The 20,857-nt window shown below is 43.5% G+C and carries 14 protein-coding genes; 10 read left to right on the top strand and 4 right to left on the bottom strand.

What is annotated here, in order from left to right; all coding sequences use genetic code 11:
• Positions 1-85: 85 nt before the first annotated feature.
• From QUA38_RS12715 to QUA38_RS12695, 5 genes are all read left to right on the top strand, one after another.
• The gene (locus QUA38_RS12715; RefSeq protein WP_333162239.1) at positions 86-3,097 is read left to right on the top strand and encodes a peptidase domain-containing ABC transporter; all 3,012 of its coding nucleotides are present in this window, start codon (positions 86-88) and stop codon (positions 3,095-3,097) included.
• 58 nt (positions 3,098-3,155) lie between these two features.
• Positions 3,156-5,156: a chromosome partitioning protein ParA gene (locus tag QUA38_RS12710; protein WP_333162237.1), complete on the top strand. Its 2,001-nt coding sequence runs from the start codon at positions 3,156-3,158 to the stop codon at positions 5,154-5,156.
• 226 nt (positions 5,157-5,382) lie between these two features.
• The gene (locus QUA38_RS12705; protein WP_333162235.1) at positions 5,383-7,287 is read left to right on the top strand and encodes a hypothetical protein; all 1,905 of its coding nucleotides are present in this window, start codon (positions 5,383-5,385) and stop codon (positions 7,285-7,287) included.
• Positions 7,288-7,290: 3 nt separating this feature from the next.
• The gene (locus QUA38_RS12700; RefSeq protein WP_333162233.1) at positions 7,291-8,052 is read left to right on the top strand and encodes a glycosyltransferase family 2 protein; all 762 of its coding nucleotides are present in this window, start codon (positions 7,291-7,293) and stop codon (positions 8,050-8,052) included.
• A complete protein-coding gene (locus tag QUA38_RS12695; RefSeq protein ID WP_333162230.1) occupies positions 8,045-9,109 on the top strand; it encodes an NAD-dependent epimerase/dehydratase family protein in 1,065 nt (354 codons plus the stop codon). The genes QUA38_RS12700 and QUA38_RS12695 overlap by 8 nt, the downstream gene beginning before the upstream one ends.
• Positions 9,110-9,193: 84 nt before the next feature.
• On the opposite strand, the gene QUA38_RS12690 is transcribed toward QUA38_RS12695, so the two are convergent.
• The gene (locus QUA38_RS12690; protein ID WP_333162229.1) at positions 9,194-9,883 is read right to left on the bottom strand and encodes a class I SAM-dependent methyltransferase; all 690 of its coding nucleotides are present in this window, start codon (positions 9,881-9,883) and stop codon (positions 9,194-9,196) included.
• Positions 9,884-9,933: 50 nt separating this feature from the next.
• Here QUA38_RS12690 and rfbC point away from each other — a divergent pair, with 50 nt between their 5' ends.
• The 4 genes from rfbC to QUA38_RS12670 all read left to right on the top strand — a co-directional run bounded on the left by rfbC (position 9,934) and on the right by QUA38_RS12670 (position 14,336).
• Positions 9,934-10,479, top strand: coding sequence for a dTDP-4-dehydrorhamnose 3,5-epimerase (gene rfbC / locus QUA38_RS12685; protein ID WP_333162227.1), 546 nt, complete (start codon positions 9,934-9,936; stop codon positions 10,477-10,479).
• A gap of 2 nt (positions 10,480-10,481) precedes the next feature.
• Positions 10,482-11,354: a dTDP-4-dehydrorhamnose reductase gene (gene rfbD / locus QUA38_RS12680; protein ID WP_333162225.1), complete on the top strand. Its 873-nt coding sequence runs from the start codon at positions 10,482-10,484 to the stop codon at positions 11,352-11,354.
• Positions 11,355-11,460: 106 nt separating this feature from the next.
• A complete protein-coding gene (locus tag QUA38_RS12675) occupies positions 11,461-13,269 on the top strand; it encodes a hypothetical protein (RefSeq protein ID WP_333162223.1) in 1,809 nt (602 codons plus the stop codon).
• Positions 13,270-13,361: 92 nt separating this feature from the next.
• Complete coding sequence (locus tag QUA38_RS12670; RefSeq protein ID WP_333162221.1) at positions 13,362-14,336, top strand: glycosyltransferase family 2 protein; 975 nt, start codon at positions 13,362-13,364, stop codon at positions 14,334-14,336.
• A 126-nt stretch (positions 14,337-14,462) separates the two neighbouring features.
• On the opposite strand, the gene QUA38_RS12665 is transcribed toward QUA38_RS12670, so the two are convergent.
• The 3 genes from QUA38_RS12665 to QUA38_RS12655 form a co-directional block, all read right to left on the bottom strand.
• Entirely contained in the window at positions 14,463-16,295 is a 1,833-nt protein-coding gene (locus tag QUA38_RS12665; RefSeq protein WP_333162219.1) for a DUF6798 domain-containing protein, read from the bottom strand.
• A 12-nt stretch (positions 16,296-16,307) separates the two neighbouring features.
• Positions 16,308-18,488, bottom strand: a complete 2,181-nt coding sequence (locus tag QUA38_RS12660; protein WP_333162217.1) for a hypothetical protein — start codon at positions 18,486-18,488, stop codon at positions 16,308-16,310.
• Positions 18,489-18,569: 81 nt separating this feature from the next.
• A complete protein-coding gene (locus QUA38_RS12655) occupies positions 18,570-19,505 on the bottom strand; it encodes an SGNH/GDSL hydrolase family protein (RefSeq protein WP_333162216.1) in 936 nt (311 codons plus the stop codon).
• Positions 19,506-19,859: 354 nt separating this feature from the next.
• On the opposite strand from QUA38_RS12655, the gene QUA38_RS12650 reads away from it, so the two are divergent.
• A partial coding sequence (locus QUA38_RS12650) for a transposase (RefSeq protein WP_333162214.1) occupies positions 19,860-20,857 on the top strand: 998 nt, incomplete at its 3' end.

Here is a 20,857-nt window from a genome sequence, read left to right as displayed (position 1 = left end):
TTAAAAAGCGTAGCATCCTAACAACAAGCCTCCGGATTCATCTGTGGATTCAATCTAAAATCTAAAATCTAAAATCTAAAATCGGATGACTTCTTCCGCTGTTTCCCTCTCCCAAATTCAGGATTTCTTAGCTAAAACACCTCCCTTTGACCGGCTCTCAGAGACCGCTCTCACAGCCTTGGTGGCTAAATGCCAACTGTTAGGCTACCGGACGGGGCAACCGCTGTTTGAACGGGAAAAAATGCCGACTCAGGTGGCAATTATCTATCAAGGGCAGGCCCGGCTGCTGGGCTTTGACCAGCGATCGCAGCGCCACGTAAGTTTGCGCTTGGTGCAGTCGCAGGAAATTCTCGGCTGGGCTGGCTTGCTCCGGGGAGTTCCCTGCGAAACGGCGATCGCCTCTACAGATGTAATTGCGATCGTCCTACCTGCCGAAGATTTCCTGAGCGTAGTGGAAAAACAGCCGACATTTGGAGAAGCCTTTCGCGAACACTGTTCCTTGAGCGAAGTATTTGAACTGTTGAGCCTGGAATTGCAGCGCCAAGCCGACGGCACTTCCAATCTCAAGGAACTCACCCTGCAAGCTTGGCAAGACGCGAAAGTTGTCAACGTGCCAAACGGCAACAAAAAAACTCAAGACCTCGCCAAAGAGCTAGAGGGCGATCGAGTTTGGCTCGTCAGCAGCGGCGTCTTGGGCGACTTTCCCACCGGTAGCCGCTTCTCTGTGGAAAACGCAGCCAAATCCTTAAAAGTAGAAGGCCGCCTCGGCGCCCGCTTGGTCGGCTTCCGGGAACCCCCAGAACCCCAACCAGAAACAGACTCATTCGATGGCACTACAGATCCAGCAGGCTTGGGGCAGAAGCCGCCCGGCGGAACATTCATCGAGGTTATACCCGGCCCAGAGCGTCCCCCAGAACCCGCAAGCGGCCAACCAAAGGATGCGGCGGCGAAATACCCTGTTTTCCGGGCCAAAGGGCAGATTGACAGTCCGCTAGCTTGCTTCCAAATGTTGAGCAAGTATTTCGGCCTTAAATTTCGTCGAGATATCATCCGCAAAGTTCTAGAAAATCAGTTAAAAACCGCTGGTTCTATCAGTCTGCAAGCCTGCGGGGCTATCGCCCAAAGCATCGGCCTCACGCCCCAATTGGCGCAAGTGCCAGCAGAAGCCATCAACCGCATCAAAGCCCCCGTAATGATTAAATGGCAAGATAGCTTTGCCATTATTTACAGCATCACCGAGCAAGAATTGGTGATAGCCACGCCCGAACAGGGGCTGATGCGGAAGCGGATACCTCAGTTTAAAGAAATCTGGGGAGAATCAGGAGAAGTCCTGCTGCTGCAAGCTCCGCAAGTCGAACAAAAAGAGCAGTTCAGCTTCTGGTGGTTTGTGCCGGCGCTGATGGAACACAAGACAGTGTTTTTTGAGGTGTTGCTCGCTTCGTTTTTTGTACAGTTATTTGGTCTTGCAAACCCATTAATCAGCCAAATAATTATTGATAAAGTCTTAGGTCAGCGCAGCATTGACACCTTGGATATTTTGGGGGCGTTTCTGTTAGGTGTTGCTCTGTTTGAAGGACTGCTCAACGGATTGCGTACCTTTTTGTTTATAGATACCTCAAACCGCATCGATGTCAAATTGAGTGCAGAAGTCATCGACCACTTGCTGCGGCTGCCCCAAAATTACTTTGACAATCGGCGCGTGGGAGATCTGGTTTACAAATTCAGCATGATGGGCCAGATTCGGGAATTCATGACGAGCACAGCTCTGACAGTGGTTCTCGATGCAGTATTTTCGGTGGTTTACGTCGCCGTTATGCTCTCCTACAGCGTGCAGCTAACGTTTGTATCTTTGGCAGTGGTACCGATACTGGGGCTGATGATTGTTCTAATCAATCCGCTGGTGCTGCGCCTGATCAAACAAAGAAACAACCGTTTTGCTGACTCTCAATCTTATCTAGTGGAAGTAGTCAGCGGGATTCAAACTGTTAAGGCTCAAAATATTGAATTGAAATCCCGATGGGAGTGGTCGAGTCGCTACGCAAAATACATTACAGCCAGTTTTAAAACAATTATCACCGGGACTACGGCCGGTACGGTTAGCGGCTTTTTAAACCAGGTGGGTAACTTAGCTCAGTTGTGGGTAGGAGCTTATTTGGTACTGGGAAATGAGATTACTTTGGGTCAGTTGATTGCTTTCCGAATTATTTCCGGGAACGTCACTGGTTCGCTGCTGCGTTTTGTGAGCGTGTGGCAGAGTTTCCAAGAAGTCTCGATGTCGATCGATATGCTCAAGGATGTGGTCGATACGCCGACGGAAACCAGCGAGGAAGACCGCAGCAATATCCCGCTGCCCGCAATTCAAGGGCAGGTTACCTATGAGGAGGTTTCCTTCAGATTCTTGGAGAGCGGTCCACTGCAATTGGCGAATGTGAATTTGGAATTTCCCGCTGGCAGTTTTGTGGGAATTGTGGGGGGAAGCGGTTCGGGTAAAAGTACCGCGATGAAGTTGTTGCAGCGTCTTTATCCGCCGCTATCGGGCCGGATTTTTATTGACGGCTATGACATTTCTAAGGTGGAACTGTACTCACTTCGCAGCCAACTTGGGGTGGTATTGCAAGATACTTTGCTGTTTAACTGTACTGTTCAGGAAAATATTGCTCTGAGTAATCCCGATGCAAGTACCGATGAGATTGTGCGAGCGGCAAAATTAGCCGTGGCTCACGATTTTATCATGGGCTTACCCGCTGGGTACAATACGGTGGTGGGAGAGCGGGGTTCGTCGCTTTCAGGGGGTCAAAGGCAGCGTTTGGCGATCGCCCGCACGATTTTGCAAAACCCGAAACTGCTGATTTTGGACGAAGCTACAAGCGCCCTCGACTACCATTCCGAACGCCAAGTTTGCAATAACTTAGCAGAAGCTTTTGCCGGACGCACGGTGTTTTTCATTACTCACCGCCTGACTACAATCCAAAACGCCGACATAATTATTATGATGGATCAAGGTTCTGTAGTCGAGCGGGGAACTCATAAAGAATTAATGGCTCTTAAAGGGCGTTACTACTGCCTCTTCCAACAACAAGAGTCATCGAATACCTGATATCTAACAACTCACAACTGATCGCTAACGCTTAACAACTGAGAACTAACAAATGGCTATGAAATCGTTAATACTTTCTGAGCAACCAGTCATTCTCGAAAAACCAGCGATTTGGTCGCACTTGTTTTTGTGGATGATCATGCTGATGACCACTTCTGCTGTAGTGTGGGCTTATTTTGCTAGCGTAGAGCAAGCTGTCCCCGCTGTGGGCCAATTAGAGCTAAAAGATGGTGCTAGAGACATCCAAGCACCTGCTACGGGCGCTGTGGTGAGACTCCACGTTGAAAATGGCGATCGCGTGGAAAAAAACCAGCCTCTCCTCACTTTCAACCCCCTTGCACCCAGTGCAGATTTAACATCGATTCAGAAAACTAAAGAAGCTCTGGAAAAGGAAAACAAATTTTACGAAGATGTTGTCAGTGGCAAAATTCAAGGCGCTGTTCCTTCTAACCTAGAATCAACAATCAAGGACAGACAGAGCCTCACGGCACAAAATCAAGTGCTGCAAGCTTTGATTGACGAACTGTACCTCAATCGGGGAGCTAGCGGAAATTTTGATGCAGCCCAGCAAGGACTTTATGTTAATTATCGATCGGAATTTCTGTCTCGCGTCGCTGCTGCTCAAGGCCAAGTTCAGGAGTTGGAAAAACAACTGAAGCAAGCTCAGGATGCTGAGAAAGCCGCCGGCGATCAAATGACAGTGGCACAGCAACAATTGGGTTTTGCCCAGAACCAATTAAATTATGCTCAGCAGCAGTTAGGTTCTTCGCAAGAGCAAGTAAAATCAGCCCTGGCTCAGAGAGATTTGGCCCAAGAACAGTTAGCGAAATCCCAACAAGTATTGAAGTCGAACCAAAACATTCTAGGCAGACTCGCCCCCCTTGTGGAGGAAGGAGCCATCGCTGAACTGCAAAAAGAACGTCAAGAGCAAGATGTTTTCCGAGGCCAAAGCGACGTTCTCAAACAGCAAGATCAAATCAAGCAGCGCGAAGGTGAAATCAACTCTCGCAAAGGCGAAATTAACACACGCCTTGGTGAAATCAATACGCGCCGAGGCGAAATTAACGCGCGTCAAGGTGACATCCAAAAAATTAGTGCTGACATACAGCGCCAGCAAGGAGAGCAAGCACGCATTCAGGAGTCCATCGCCCGCGCCGAAGAACAGTTAAAAAACACCAAGGATTCCTGGGCAAAAGAACTTTACAGCAAAATTGCTGAAAACGAGAAACAAATTGCCAGCAGCGATTCTCAGCTAAGTCGCTTCAAAGTGGAAAACCTGAAAAAGCTGTCCGAGGTGAACGCTCAGCTAGAAAAGGCTCAACAAAACCGCGACACTCAAGTTCTGAAAGCTCCGGTATCCGGTGTTATCTTCGATTTGAAACCTTCTAAGAAGGAGAAAGCTAAGCTGGATATAGCGAAAGATCCGATATGCCAATCCATTATTAATTCGGTAGTGAAACCGGGCGAACCGCGCCCAGCACGCTGCGAAGAAGCTTATTACGAAGCGCAGCAAACTGAAAAGCTGCTCAAAGTTTTGGATGACGAAAACGGTCTGCAAGCAGTGGTTTACCTGGAAAACAGCAATGTGGCTCTGGTATTGGATGCTTTGAGACAGAAGCGGGCAAAATTGGAGCAGTATCACGGCAAGCAATTAGACGGAGAAAAGATTGACTGCGAAACAGGTAAAAGTTGCGTTTGTCCAGAGAAGGAAGTTAACAGAGAGAAACTGGGTTTGACGAAATACCAATGCGTGCCTGTGGAAGTTAATGTAGAAGCTTTCCCGGCGCTGGAGTTTGGTACTGCTGAGGGTGAAGTGATAGAGATTAGCAGCGATGCAGAGCCTCCTACTGAACTGCGGAAATACTACGCTTTCAAAACCAAAATAAAGCTCAAAAATCAGAAGTTTGTTTTGAACAAGGGCAAGGCCAATCAAGTTGAGGTTAACTTGCAGTCGGGAATGTCCGTGAGTTCTAATATCAATATCGGCAAGCGGAGTGTTTTGCAGATGTTTATCAACCGATTTACTGGGAAAATGGATACATTCAAGACTATTAAGTAATTCGGTTAACCGAATTGAACGCGAGGCTTTTAGGCTGTTCGGAAACCCCGTTTCTTCAAGAAACCGGGTTTCTAGGTGTTATGTTTTTCAACTTGTTTGTAGTAAGCAATGCAAGTCGCGCTATGCCCAAACTATGAGGAGTAAAATCTTCACTACAAACTTGATAAAAATTATTTAACCGGGTTTGATATAAAATGGTGATGGCAATCAGTGCGATCGCACTTTCATGAAAAAGTTTATTTTATTTACTCTATATATAATTCCTGTTGTTTTGTTAATCGGATTTGTAGCGAATTTCAGCGTTAACGTTCCCGTTGATGACGAGTGGAGGTTAGCTAGCCTTTTTGAAAAAATAGCTCAGGGAAAGGTAACTTTTAACGATTTTTGGGCTTTGCACAGCAACCACCGGATACTTTTTCCAAAAATAATTATTGCTATTTTGGCTTTTGCTTCTCAATGGAATATTAATTATCCGTTGTGTCTCAGCATAGGTTTGGCTGCGATAACTTTTATCGCTATGTACAAGTTATCGTCGATGCAAGTTAAGAATGTTGCGGATGATTTGTGGCATTTAGCTAATATTTTAACGTGTATTTTGCTTTTCTCTCTTGTTCAGCATGAAAACTGGCTTTGGGGATTTCAATTGGCTTGGTTTTTAGTCAATTTGTGTTTTGTAGCTGCGGTTTATGCGCTGAGTTCAAATCGCAAATTTTTGCCTAATATCGACATCTTTAATCGGATGAAACAGAGCTGTTGCACCAATATCGATAAGCTATTTAGGAACGGGCAAGATGCCCGTTCCACAAGAACATTGAATTTTTGTGGAACGGACAAGATGCCCGTTCTTGAGAATGATGCAACACATCAGAGCGAACAGAGTACGGACACGGCACTGTCGTGTCTCTACGATATTCAAATATCGATTGCTGCTTTATTCTGCTTTATTGCTAGTTTTTCCCTCGCGCAAGGCTTGCTGTCTTGGTTGGCTGCAATTCCGGCTGTGGCGGTTTTAGAAGGAAATGCGGTAGAAAAAAGAAAAAGATTGATTCTATGGATATTGCTCTTTGCTGCAACTTGTGCTATTTACTCAATTGAGTATCATCCCAGTCGCAAAACAAGTATTATTTCATTGTTGAATAAGCCCCTGGTGGTAATTGATTACTTTTTGAGCCTGTTGGGTTCGCCAATTGTGCGATCTCCTGGAATTTCAGCATTAGTTGGATTGCTAATATTGGCAAGTTTCTTATTTGTGGGATTCCACTTTGGCAGAAAGATTAGCGAGCATGGTGAGGCTTTACCTTGGCTGTCAATAGGTTTGTTTTCGGTTTTATCGGCTCTGTTTATTACGGCTGGTAGGGCAGAGTTTGGGGCGATTCAAGCAATCGAATCGTCGAGGTATACGACTAATTCGATTTTGCTATTAATTGCTTTGGTTCAGCTATGGCAATTGTTTATCCGAGGTAATTATCAAGAAAAAAAAGCAACGTTAAAGAGTAATTATAAATTTATTTATCGGGTAGTTGCAGGGCTGTTAATTGCTACAACCATTGTTAACTCTCAACAGGCTATCGCCCAATCTCGCTCAGCACTTCTTTACAAACAAGGCGCTCAAGATTGTTTGCAGTTAATTAACTATCTGGAACAGTCGGATTTTTTCAATAATTCGCCAGAAAGTTGTTTGAGGGTGCTGAGCAAAAAAACTTGGCTGGTGAGAGAAGGCGCTGCAATTATCGACAAAATAGGTTGGATCACGTTAGCGAAAAATGTAGAGTTTATTTCTAATACCGAGAAAGTTTACGGCTATTTAGACAAACCTCAAACCAGCGATAAATTCTTGACTCTTAAGAAAAAGGTGGCTGTCAGGGCTGCAGGTTGGGCTGTTTGGCCAGAAAATTTGAAACAGCCGAATATTGTACTGCTATCTTTCGGCGAGAAAAAATCTTTTTTTGCTAACGCTTATGTAAATTTGGACAGTCCCGACATCGCTGAGAGTTTAAAATCTGAGTTATACAACAATGCAAGGTGGGCTGTTGATTTGTCGGATAATAATTTGCCGATCGCCCAAACCGAAATCAAAGCTTGGGTGTATAATCCTGTTGACAACCAGTTTGTCCAGTTGCACGGAGGATGAGGAGTGAAAATTTCTGTGATTATACCAGCCCACAATGAGGAGGGCTGTTTGTACGGTACTGTGCGAGCGATCGCCCAGACGCTCGATTTAGAAGGCATTCCGCACGAAATTTTGATTGTGAATGACAATAGTCTCGATCAAACTATTGATATTTGCCAGGAGTTGTCTGAGACTTTTCCCACAGTTAGATACATCAACAATCAACCTCCGAATGGTTTCGGATTTGCCGTGCGCCGGGGTTTGGCGGAATTTGACGGAGATGCTGCAGCAATTGTGATGGCTGATGCTTCTGACGATCCGATAGATTTGGTAGCAGGATACCGCAAATTGCAAGAAGGATATGATTGCGTTTTCGGTTCCCGCTTTATCAAAGGTGGCTTTATAGTTGATTATCCCATTCACAAGTTAGCAATTAACCGCTTAGCAAACTGGTTTGTCAAAAGTATTTTCGGCCTGCGGTACAGCGATGTCACCAATGCTTTTAAGATTTACCGCAGAGAAGTGATTGAAGGCGTGCAACCGATTTTAAGCCATCATTTTAATTTGACAGTGGAACTGCCATTAAAAGCAATTGTCCGGGGTTTTTCCTATACGGTGATTCCTTTGAGGTGGTACAATCGGACTGCGGGTATTTCTAAGCTTAAAATCAAAGAGATGGGCAGTCGATATTTGTTTATTGTCTTGTATGTCTGGCTGGAAAAACATCTCTCTCGCGGCGACTACCACCGGACTAGAAAGATAGCAAAATTAAAAGTGAATGCCTGAGAGAATTTTAATTGTTGGTGGTGCGGGTTTTATCGGCAGTTGTTTGGCAATTGGCCTGAAGAAACTGCACCCGGAATGGCAAATAATTTGTTTAGATAACCTGCGTCGCCGGGGTTCAGAATTGAATCTGCCTAGGCTTAAAAGTTGCGGTATTCAATTTGTTTATGGGGATATTCGTACAGCGGCGGATTTAGATCCAGTTGCACTGAATGCTGACTGCATTATAGATTGTGCTGCGGAGCCTTCTGTACTGGCAGGTTTTAGTTCGCCTCAGTACGTTTTGCAGACGAATTTACTGGGCACTGTAAATGTTTTGGAGTTGGCGAGACAAACGGGTGCGAGTTTGCTGTTTTTGTCTACGAGTCGGGTTTATCCGATCGCCAGTGTCAAATCTGTTAAGCTGTTAGAGTTGCCGAATAGATTTGCGATCGCCCCTGAGCAAACTTTACCCGGTATATCCGAGTTGGGCATATCAGAAGACTTCCCATTAAAAGGACACCGTTCGCTTTACGGAGCGAGTAAATTAGCTTCGGAATTGCTGATTGAGGAATACAGGGAAGCATACAATGTACCAGCAATTATTAACCGCTGCGGGTTAATTACGGGTGCTTGGCAAATGGGTAAAGTAGATCAGGGAGTTTGCGGTTTGTGGGTGGCGGCTCACTATTTTCAAAAGTCGCTGAGTTATATCGGTTTTGGTGGCAGCGGGAAGCAGGTTAGGGATTTACTGCACGTTGAAGATTTGTTGAGGTTAGTTAATTATCAGTTAGAACATTTTGCTGAATTTGATGGTGAAGTTTTTAATGTTGGCGGCGGTTTGAGCAATAGTCTTTCTTTGCTTGAGACAACTGACTTGTGCCAAAAGATTACGGGGAAATCTATTCCGATTCCTCCTGTTTTGGAGGAACGCGCGGGGGATATTCCGATTTTTATTACTGATTCTTCTAGGGTGATGGAGAAAACAGGATGGCGGCCTGTTATTGGGCCGGAAGCAGCTTTGCAGGATATTTATAATTGGATTGCTGCTAATGAGGTGGTTTTAAGTTCCATTTTGTAGGGATTTTTTAACCGCAGATGCAGGGGGATTAAGGCGGATCAACGCAGATGTATCTCTCTGCCTGGATATGACGGGGAATGCCTGTCATGAGGCTCTGCCTTTATTGTTTTTTTTCGATGCTTTAACAAACATTTGGCCTCCTAAAAACCGCCACAAAAAAGGCAATTTTAAGTAAGCTTTTAAAAGCCAGGGCGATGCCGGTCTGCCTTTGGTCGAAAATGGTAAAAATCTCGGTATAATTAGGTCGATTTCAAAGCCGACGGTTTGTAACAGTTCTTGCAGCGATAAGTGGGTAATTGGTAATTGATGATCGATAAAGTCGTAATACTCTTTGAAAGAATATTTAAAATTTGGTTGTACAACTAAGAGTGAACCCCCTGGCTTAAGCGCTTTAAAGCAAAATGAGATAATTTGGATTAGTTCTTCTTTATTGCGGAGATGTTCAAAAAAGTTAGAGATAAATATGCGATCAAATTCTTCGCTAAAATCTGGTTGTTCGCCCAATTTTAAAACATCAATGTTCAGCAGTTTTACATCAAAATTGGCAAATAACTTTGAATCGGGATTGAGATCTATTAAACATTTTTTCCCAGCCACAATTTGATTTATAAACTCGCAGTAACCGCCGCCAATATCTAAAACGGCTGATTCTGGAGGAACATAATTTTGTAAAAAATCTTCAATTAAAACTTTCCAGAGTGCCACCTTCGCTTGCATTTGTCGGGAATCAAAGCGGTTGGCATACAACTTTTTGAGATATGTGTCAGTTTTCATAGTAAAATAGCAGAGACAGAGTATGAGTTTATCACGCGATACAGCCAACTATGAATGTTATCTCTACTGAAATACCAGAAGTTCTGATCATTGAGCCGAAAATTTTCGGAGACGATCGCGGTTTCTTTTTTGAGAGTTTCAATCACAAAGCATTTGTCGAAAAAACAGGCGTGACAGCCGAATTTGTTCAAGACAATCATTCCAAATCCTCTAAAAACGTGCTGCGCGGTTTGCACTACCAAATGCAGCAGCCTCAAGGCAAATTGCTGCGGGTAGTTGCTGGCGAAATATTTGATGTAGCGGTTGATATTAGACAAAGTTCGCCGACTTTCGGAAAGTGGGTGGGGTGTTTGGTGAGTGCTGAAAATAAACGGCAATTTTGGGTGCCGGCGGGATTTGCTCACGGTTTTTTAGTGGTTTCGGAGACAGCGGAAGTTTTGTATAAAACTACAGATTATTATGCACCGGCACACGAGCGGTGTATCCTGTGGAATGACCCCGATTTGGCGATCGACTGGCCGCTAGATGGTGCCCAACCAATCTTATCAGCTAAAGACCAAGCTGGACAAACATTGAAAACAGCTCAAGTGTTTTGATCATGAAAATTTTACTCGCAGGTGGCAGCGGACAGCTAGCTCAAGAATTGCAGCCGATTTTATTATTTTCGGGAGAGGTTATTGCGCTCGATCGCACTCGCCTAGATTTATCCCAACCTGAAAGCATCCGTCAAGCAATGGCTGAAATTCAACCGGATTTAGTCGTCAATGCGGGTGCTTATACTGCGGTAGACAAAGCAGAAAGCGAACCCGAATTAGCAAACGCAGTCAACGGTATTGCACCCGGAATTATCGCAGAAGAATGCGAAAAACTGGGAGCAAGTTTGATTCACTTTTCTACTGATTATGTATTTGACGGCAGCCACGGTTCTGCTTATCTGGAAACAGATTGTACGAACCCGCTGGGAACTTACGGCAAATCTAAATTAGCAGGCGAGGAAGCAATTAGGAAAGCGGGAAACCGACATATTATTATTAGAACCGCGTGGGTTTACGGCAACGGAGGCAAAGGCAACTTTGTCAAAACTATGCTGAGGTTGGGAAAGGAAAGAGAAGAAATTCGAGTAGTAACAGATCAGATCGGAAGTCCTACTTGGACGGGGGATTTAGCGCAGGCAATTTCGCAAATTATTCCTCTGCTTGGGCCAGAAAGTTTTGGGACTTACCAGTACACTAACAGCGGTGTTTGTAGTTGGTACGATTTTGCGATCGCCATTTTTGAAGAAGCAGCACAACTCGGTCTTCCCCTAAAAGTTCAGCGCGTAATTCCCATCACCACCTCCGAATATCCGACACCCGCAAAACGTCCGGCTTTTTCTGTCCTCTCTACGGTAAAAATATCAGCACTTCTAGGCACGTATCCTCCCCACTGGCGGCAAGGACTCAGACAAATGCTGGCCAGAGAAGTGAAATAAAAAGTCGAGGAAAACTCCAATCGCGAGGGCGAGTTTTGTTAATGAGTTACCTGTTATATCCAAAGTTTCTCACCTCAACTCGTCCCTACCCATTAAAAATCTCCCCATGTCTGAATCCATGAAAGTCAAGCAACAATATATTTTAATTGCCGCATCAGTTCTGGGAATTCTAATACCAGCGTCATATATTTTGTACTTGATATCCCAAGCGGGAGACTTGTCTAATTTTGATTATTGGTGGATGACCTGGAATTTTTATTCAGTAGACGGTTTCTCTACAAATCCTTTTGATTGGATATTTAGGGCGAACGAGCATTTTGTCTTGATTCCGGCAATTATTTATGGCTTGAATATAGTTGTAACCCAAGGTTCAAATATTGGTTTATGTTTAGTAGCCTGGTGCTTGGCTTGGATTCAGTGCCACGTATTAATTGCTCTGCTGCCGTTAAATTTGAGGCGTTTTCCCCTGCAATTTATCTCGCTACTCCTTTGCATTTCTATTTTTAACTTTACTCCGGCTGCCGCTCACAATTGGATGCGGGGATTCAGCGGCGTTCACTGGATAATTGCTAATTTATTTGTGATTTGTTCAATATTTTGTTTGCAATATTATGTGAAACTTTTGTCAAGTAAGAGGGAGGCGGAGCCTCTGGATATTCATTCCCAGGCAGAGCCTGGTAACGAGTTTATAGGGGCTGCGCTCCCGCATTTACAAAATAAGTGGGTAATTGGCAGCATTGTTTTTGGTGTTTTAGGTTGTATTAGTTACAGCACTCCTTTAGCTTTGTGGCCGATATTGTGTGGTGCTGCTGTTGTGCTGCGGTTTCCTCGGCGAATAACTTATTTGTATTTCATTGCTGCGATTGCGGTGATTTGCAGTTATTTTTTAACTTATAAAACTCCATCTCATCACCCTTCTTTAACTAAAATCAACCCGCTCAAAACTCTCGAATATATTCCAACTTATCTCGGCGGAATTTTTAGCGAAAATATTATTGTTGCTTCAATTATTGGTATAATTGGTTTGATTGCAGCGACGGGTTTTGTGGGTTATTGGCTATTTGTAAAAAAGGTCGATCGCCCGGATTGGCTTCCTTGGCTATCCATCCAACTTTACACGCTGCAAACGGCGTTAATGGCCGCGGTTAGTCGATCGGGATTTGGCGTTGAACAGGCCACCGCTTCCCGCTACGCCACACTCCCAGCTTTGTTTTGGATGAGCACAATTGTACTGACAGTATTGTGGGTGCGCGAGTGGCAGCCAACACCAAGAATCCAAGGGCGTTGGCTGACACCGCTGTTCGCAGTCGCGACAGTTGCGATTATTTTAATGTACGGGGTGGGAGGCGAAACTGCAATGGCGATCGCCCGCAGAGCAACCTATCAACCGTTGGTAGCATTATCACTGCAATTAGGCATCACCGACGTAAGCCTAATTAAAGACCGCGTAGGCAACAAACCCGCCGCTTTTATCGGGTTAATCGACGCATTAAAAACTAATAACTTAGTGCCATTTAACCGAGACATCAAAAAACACAATTTTTGTGCAGCATTAGACACCAAAATCGACGCAAATTTACTGTCAGCGCCCAAAGACGGAGTACCCGGATTTTTTGATACAGTAACTAAACTCGCCTCCACCGCCTCCAGAGTAATTGGCTGGGTAGGAGACCCGGAAAACAATGTAAAATGTATTGCCATTCTCAACCAAGAAAATGTCGTTCGAGGTTTTGCCATGTCAGGATTTCCGCGCCCAGATTTAGTTAAATTGTTTGGCCATTCCTACGAATTTGCAGCTTGGAGAGGATACATTCAAACATCACCAACAGATAAATTATTGACAGCCTATGCCTCCTTTAAAAGCCGCAAAGGTTGGGTAGCCTTGCGAAACTCCCAAGTTATCAATAAAAACTAAAAAACTTCTCTTTCGCCTCATCTGCGCCCTCTGCGCCCTCTGCGGTTAATAAAAAAATCTCCTTGACAACACAAATTAAATAGAATAGCCCTATGCCAAAACATCTCAGCTTCGTAATCCCAGTTCACAACGAAGAAGCCACCCTCAAATTGCTGTTTGAAAAAATTAAACTTGTTATGTTCCAAACAGAAATTGACAGTTACGAAGTCATTTTCATAGATGACGGTAGCCGCGATTATTCCTGGCAAGAAATCACAGATTTAGCTAGCCAACATCCCAAACTAATTAAAGCGATTAAAATGCGCCGCAACTTTGGCAAATCAGCCGCACTTTCAGCAGGATTTCGCAATGCAGCAGGGACAATTATCTTTACTCTCGATGCTGACCTTCAGGATGACCCCGCTGAAATTCCCAAATTTTTACATCATTTAGAATCGGGATTTGATTTAGTTTCCGGTTGGCGAAAACAGCGGAACGACCCCCTTTCTAAAACTTTACCTTCCAAGCTGTTTAATGCCGTTGCGTGTTTGCTGACTGGGGTGCAAATGCACGATATGAATTGCGGTTTTAAAGCTTACCGTAGGGAAGTTTTGCAGTCAATTAAATTGTACGGGGAATTGCACCGCTACATTCCAGCTTTAGCAAACAATTTAGGATTTAAAATTGGGGAAGTAGTTGTGGAACATCATCCGCGCAAGCATGGAAAATCGAATTACGGCTGGGAACGTTATGCGCGGGGATTTATTGATTTGTTGACGGTGTTAGCCACGACGCAGTATTTACACAAACCGGGTCATTTGTTTGGGGGTTTGGGATTGTGTTTTGGCTTGGTTGGAACTGTTTCGCTGAGTTATTTGATAGTTATTTGGTTTCTGAATTTGGCGGGGATGAATTTTGGGCCTATCGGAAATCGACCTTTGTTATTTTTTGGAATTTTGTGTACAATTCTGTCGGTGCAGTTGATTTCTTTGGGGATTTTAGCTGAGTTGATGGCGCGGAATGTGGATGCTGATTATGTGGACAAGCAAATTAGCGAAATTATTGATGATTCAGGTTTTGATATTTAACCGCCGATTCACGCTGATTAACGCTGATTAATCGGATCTTGAAATTGCTTCTAGACAAGCAAAGTCTGCCTCAGCAGACTAAGAGAAAATTTAGATTTGGATTTAAAAAGTTTTACCAATTACCTATTACCTAATTTTATACAGTATCCATTTGCCTTGTTTGTCTGCGATTTCCCCTTGAATATTTTGGTGCCAGTCAGTACGAGTCAGGATATAATCGGCATGATAGTTTTTGGCTACTTTGACTAAATCTGCACTGCTGCGGCGGATAAAAAAGTCATTCCCTCCCCAAATCATTTGCGGGTTTAACGCAACTCCTAAAACGGTTTCCATGCGAGTTTGCCATTCTTTGATGCCTTTTTCGGTAAAGGGAAAGTTCTTAAAATTGACGACAATCGCTCTTTCGGAGAAAAACTGGAAGCTGGTAACTGAAGGTGGAATTAATACGAGTGAATCGCGGCTGCTACTTTGCGAAAATCGCACAGCTAATTTGCTTAAGTCGTCTCTGGGAACGGCATTGATATTAACTCTTGTTTGAAATACATTTAATATAGGTTTGGGCAGAATTCCTGCTACTCCCCAAACTAAGGTGGCGGTAGTTATTAAGGCTAATGTGTGAGTTAGAGTCTGTTTTATAGATGTAGCAAGGGATGTTTCTTCTAACATGAATGGGAAGGCGAGGATTGAGAAAAAAACTGGGATGCTAATTATTCGATCGCCCATTATTTCCCATGAATCAGTCAGCGGATATATCAACCTGAAAATAACCGTTCCTGCTGCTACAATCCACAACAAGATATTATATCGTTTGGGCAATACGTAATTTTTTCTTTGCCAAACTGATAATCCTAAGAAAATGATGCCCCTAAAAGGCCAAGTTAGTACAGCTAACAGCAACAAGCTAATAGCTATTTGTTTTTCTCTGTAAAGTTGCTCGACCGTCAAAGCAACACCAATAAATATAATTAATTGAGCAAAAGGTACAGTTCTAGCTAACTGTAGTTTAGCGATAAAAGCCAAAGGATAAACTTCGACAAACACGTAATTTAGAAATAATGCAAAAATCGATGTTCCAACAAATACAGAAAAATTAATCTTGTCTTCTTTTGGCAATAAATCGGAATTTTTGATGCACAGCAAGCCACCAATTATGAAACATATAAAGTTGAACCAATTCCCGACATCCCAATTTGACGGGAGGATGTGGTGGGGATTGCGGACTTTCGCGTGAATGTAGACAAACTCGGCGTTGTCGATAGTGTGAGTGCTGGTAGTACCTGTTAATAACATCGGTACGTAAACGATACTTGCCATTGCTGCTAAAAGTGCGATCGCCAAAATCAAAGTTTTGAACTTCCGCTGTTTTACAGATTGAATTATTAAAACGGAAACCATCATCAATCCCGGTAACAAACCCACTAATAATTGCAGCAGACAAGCCAGTCCAAAAAAGAAATATCCTGTCAGCCATTTGTGGCGCAAACTAAAGTAAATTCCCCAGATTGCTAAACCCATTGCGAAGGTACTTGGTACTGATTTGGTGGAAAATATCAGCGTGTTACCAACATCTGTAAATGAAGCGGCTATACATAAAAAAGCCATCGCTGCTGCGGGCAGTTTTGAATTAGTATAAATATTGATAATTGCGTAGCAAGCTAGGATAAATGAACCGAAGGCTAGGAATTGATAGATAAAATGCGCTATGGGAATGCTTGTTCCTAAGTTTGCGAGCAAATAGATAATATAATAATAGTAATATCTCGGATTAAACTTAACCATTTCCTGAACGTAATAGTCATTTTTATATAGTTCAGGATTTAACATAAATTGAATGGGTGGCACTTCGGGGAAATTGCCTCCTATGGGAAAAATATAGCCAGTAGCCATCAGGGAACCGATGATGACAAAAGTATAGAGAGATAGATTAAAATACCAGTGGGATTTTTGATGTTTTTGCATTGACGGTTCCACTTACCTACTGACAGCCAAATTGTTAATCTCCAGTCGGCATTGGTTTGTTAAATCCTGTTTGCTGCTACTCAATACCTCAAGCAGCAGATAAATGGGATTTTTGCCCTCAACTAATAGATTTAAGCCGATCGCACTTTTTTGACCATAAGCCATCTCTGCTGAGTCTACTAATTTACCTTGCTTGTCCCACAAAGTCAAGCGCAGGGAAATTCCCGGACATTGTTTGTTAGGTAAATTGAGTTTGCCTGTAACTTTTACTTTGTCTGAAATGGAACCTAAATACAGAAAAGATGTATCGAGTTTATTGTTGTTTTTAATTGCATGAGTTACAATATTATATAGGTTATCTGATTTTTGAGTGACTGAATAATTGGCACTTGTGTAAATTGATTGATGCAAACTAATCCAATCTAACTGCGTGCCCGGTCGATCTCCTATTTGCCGCTCCATCGCATCCAGAGTCCTAACTGCCGTTGCTGTATCAGTCGTCTTCACCCTCCGGTAAACGCTGACTGTCACGCCGTTTTCTAGCTTAAACTGTTCCGCTAGCAATTGGAAATCGCGCGCAATTTCCCAGTTTTCAGTAAAGGCATCGTACACAACTTTAACAACATCTTGTTCGTGCGATCGCAAAACTTGTTCATCACTCGGTAACACCTGCTGAAAGGGTGTAGCAACCACCGCATATTGTGACTGCAACAACTCCGGTAGCGGGTAAGTATCGCGCGAGTCAATTTGCGGCCTCCCGATTGTATTTAATTTCCACCAACCCTCCGGCGGATTTAATTTTCGGTTGGCTTGTCGGAGTATGTTAGCATTAAAATTGTTAGAAGCACCGGCAATATAAATCGGTTCTTCATTCGGTGCTAATTTTCGCAGAAACTCTACTAATTTTACAATTTCGTCGTAGTCCGATCGCACTAACGGTGGAAAATTACCTACAAACAGTCTTGACAAATCAATCTTGAGAGGAATTAACCCGACTGCGGCATTCACAATCAGGTACAAACCCCCGACACCCAGCATCAAATACCGAACTTTTCCCTTGAGTGTCAGCCAAGTTGTCCAGAAAAATGTTGACAATCCCAAAAGTGCGATCGGTGTAAGATGAATTGTATAGTGCAAGTAGCCGTAACGCAAGACTAACAGCCATTCAATCAGCGACAAAACCCCAAACAACGAAACAAAAATAGCCGCCGCCGGAACCAGGATTCGAGTGAGAATTCCCGCCGAAAAACCAATCAGTACCAGCAGCCAAGTTCCCAAACCGTAAAAATCCGCATAACGAGTTAAAATGTCATTTACAGGCAAACTCCAAGCAACATACAAATTGCGGTAGTCAACCGTCAGAGCACTGCGAGTAAAATCTCCCGCTACCAGCATTAAAATAGTCAAGCTAGTTGCAGCTATCAAACCCAATTTTATACCTGATTCAAACAAGCATCTGTAGGGAAATGGCACTACCGCGTCCTTGTCTTTGGGAGACGACAATGCGGTTTTGTTACGATATATTAGTATAATAAACTCGATGAAAGCCTGTAAAGCCGCTGCACCTAAAAATGCGATCGCACTATAAGCAAAATGACGCCGCAACAGAATCGCCGCCGCCAGCAAAAACCCAATTAACGGGATTTTCCACCAAGATTTCAGCTTCACATCCTGCAAATAAACCAAAATTGCCAAGGCTACAAACACGCAGCCGCCAGTATCCAGATATCCCCGCAGAGTCGGTATCCAACTCATAGGAATTAATAAACTCAGCAGGACAGTTGACCAAAACACCGGGCGGGGATAAACTGGAATTAGCTTTGCAGAAATTGCTCCCAGCAACAGGCGAAACGGCAGCATATAAATTAGGGATACGCTGAGAAGGTAACTCAGCCGAGATTCGCCAAATAAGAGAATAAACGGCACTAACGGCAGAGAAATTAACAGGTTTTTTTCCTTAGATAGCGATTCTATAACTCCTCGCCATGCTTTATCTGGCGAGTCGCGAAATAAATTTGCAGTGTTGACTGTAGCGGTATTGTATCCGGCGTAATCCCACCAATAAAAAGTATGTTCGCTAGATACATAGATTGATGTTACTGCAACTGTTACAAGAACAAGTAAAAACAGGAAGAAACCATCACTTATAAATTTTCGAGGCAATATAAAAGAAACAAAATCAAATAATCCCATCAGTCTAGCAACCCTAAATAACTTCTAAACTTCCTCTTTATCTCTTCGTTCGCGCCCTTTGCGCCTTCGCGGTTCATTAACTCACCTTAAAACAGTACGTTGCAAAAAACCTTCCAGCTTTTCTGCGTATTGCCGATTCGCGATCGCACTTGGATGAAGGTCATGAGGTAAATTATTATTGGCACGTATTTTCAAATCAACCGAAATATCCGCCGTAGCAATTCCCTCCTGACTTAATTCCTCCAACATCTTAGCAGAACCCGCATTAATTCCCGCAACAATTAACTTAACATTATTAGCCTCAGCCACCCGGTTAAACTCTTCAATAATTGCCTTAGAAACCTCGTGACTTTTGTACAATCCCTCTTCAAATTGATTGTAATTAACCTCCAAAAAATGGCTTAATGCAGAAACCCGCATTAGGGGGAACTCGTGATATTCAAGTTTTGCCATCTTGTAGGTAAAATTATTTTCTCCATTCAACCTAGCATCGGGCTGAAATAGAATACCGAGTTTATTCCAAGCAGCCATTTGCTTTCGTCTCGCCCTTAACAAAGTATTGCGACGGTCATGAAATCCCGCATAAGCAATCACCGCAATTTTGGGTTTATTTCGTTGTTTGAGTGCTTCTTTGAATTGAATCAACGAGTGCAGCGTGCCGTAGCCGTTAACTCCGAAATTCACTATTTCATATTTGGGTAATTTCTCTTGCAGCAACCAAGCATAAGTTTCGCTGTCATTCAATGACCAACCGTAGGTAAAAGAACAGCCAAAGATCCAAATTTCCGGCTTGGTTGACGATAAATTGTAAGTATTTAGGGGATGTGTGATTCTTAAACTATTATTGAGATGAGTTGTATTAAATGAGTAATTGCCGTTAAGTGTCACCTTAAATTTTCCCGGCAAATGTTTGTAGCCGAGTTCCGAGTCTTTAGTGAAAAAGTTACCTTTTGGTTCGACCGCAACATCAACATTTTCGATTTGCCAGGGTTTGTATCCCGCAACTCGCAAGACCATTTCAGCCGTGGTGGTGGATAAAAAAATTGGAAAAATTAGATATGTTATTAATCTGAATATAGAGGTTTTAATAAATTTTTTTTTCATAATTTATCGTAGAGCGGGTTTCACCAACCATATCGGCGTACCAACAATATAATAAACCCGCCCCCGCACAACGAATAATCGGAATCTACATTTTTTTGGATGATCTCCAACATCAGGTTAATCTAGACTATCGGCTGTGTGGGGGCGGGTTGATCTAAATTACTGGAGTTTAGACTAACAAGGGAAAGAAAAGGGAGCCTGTGATTGGCACAGGCTCCCTAAAGGCAGAAAATTGAGAATTAGCAAAAAACCTCAAATCTGCCTGCCATGAATTGTGAAGCCTTGAGAGAATTTCGTCAACAAGCCTATAAAATGCTAGGTCCAGCCAAAGATGCCACGTTTGAGCTGATGGATGCAGTGATGACCACGCCAAGAGCCAATTGTTTAACAGAGATGGCACTCAACCCATTGTTCCGAAGACAATGGTCAAGCGTGTCCGAAGCCTTACAGGACTGTCAGCCAGACCGAGAGCAATTAATGAAACTGTATCTTCAGCAGATGTCAGGAGTAGAGAGACCAATCTTAGCAGTAGACCACACCGCGTGGGCGAGACCAGATGCACGAACCTTGAGGGAGCGTACCTATGAACATCAAGCCACTGCAATTCATGGCAATAAACCGATAGCAATCGGCTTGGGCTACAGCACAATTGCCTGGATACCCGAAGCGCCAGGGAGTTGGGCTTTACCCTTAAGACACGAACGAATCACCAGTTGGGATACACCCATCAGTAAAGCGGCATGGCAGTTAAAACAAGTGATAGCACGGTTGCCACAACGACCATTAGTATTATTTGACCGGGAATATGGCTGTGCCAGTTTAGTTTTGCAGACTGCCCATCTCAAAGCCGACAAGTTAATCCGGCTGCGTTCTAATCGCTGTTTATACTCTGCCCCACCAGCTTATTCTGGCCGAGGGCGCCCCCGTAGTCACGGGAAGAAATTTCAGATCAATGACCCCCAAACTTGGTGGGCTGCTGAGGAGATGGTAGAATTAGATGACCCAAAGCTAGGACAATTACAAATCAGAAGGTGGGATAACTTACACTTTCGTTCTAGTACTCAACATCCGATGACATTGATCTTGGTAGAGCCAAAGGCTGTCGGTAGTAATTGTCGTCAGGTTAAACCTTTATGGTTAGCATGGATAGGTGAGAATTCTTGTTCGCTCGAAGTAGTCTGGATGGACTATTTGCGCCGTTTTGCCATTGAGCATTGGTATCGTTTAGCCAAGCAAACATTACATTGGACTCTACCCCATCTAAG

It is taken from the genome of Microcoleus sp. Pol12B4 (assembly GCF_036701385.1).
Classification (GTDB): domain Bacteria; phylum Cyanobacteriota; class Cyanobacteriia; order Cyanobacteriales; family Microcoleaceae; genus Microcoleus.
This window is presented reverse-complemented; position numbering and strand designations above follow the sequence as displayed.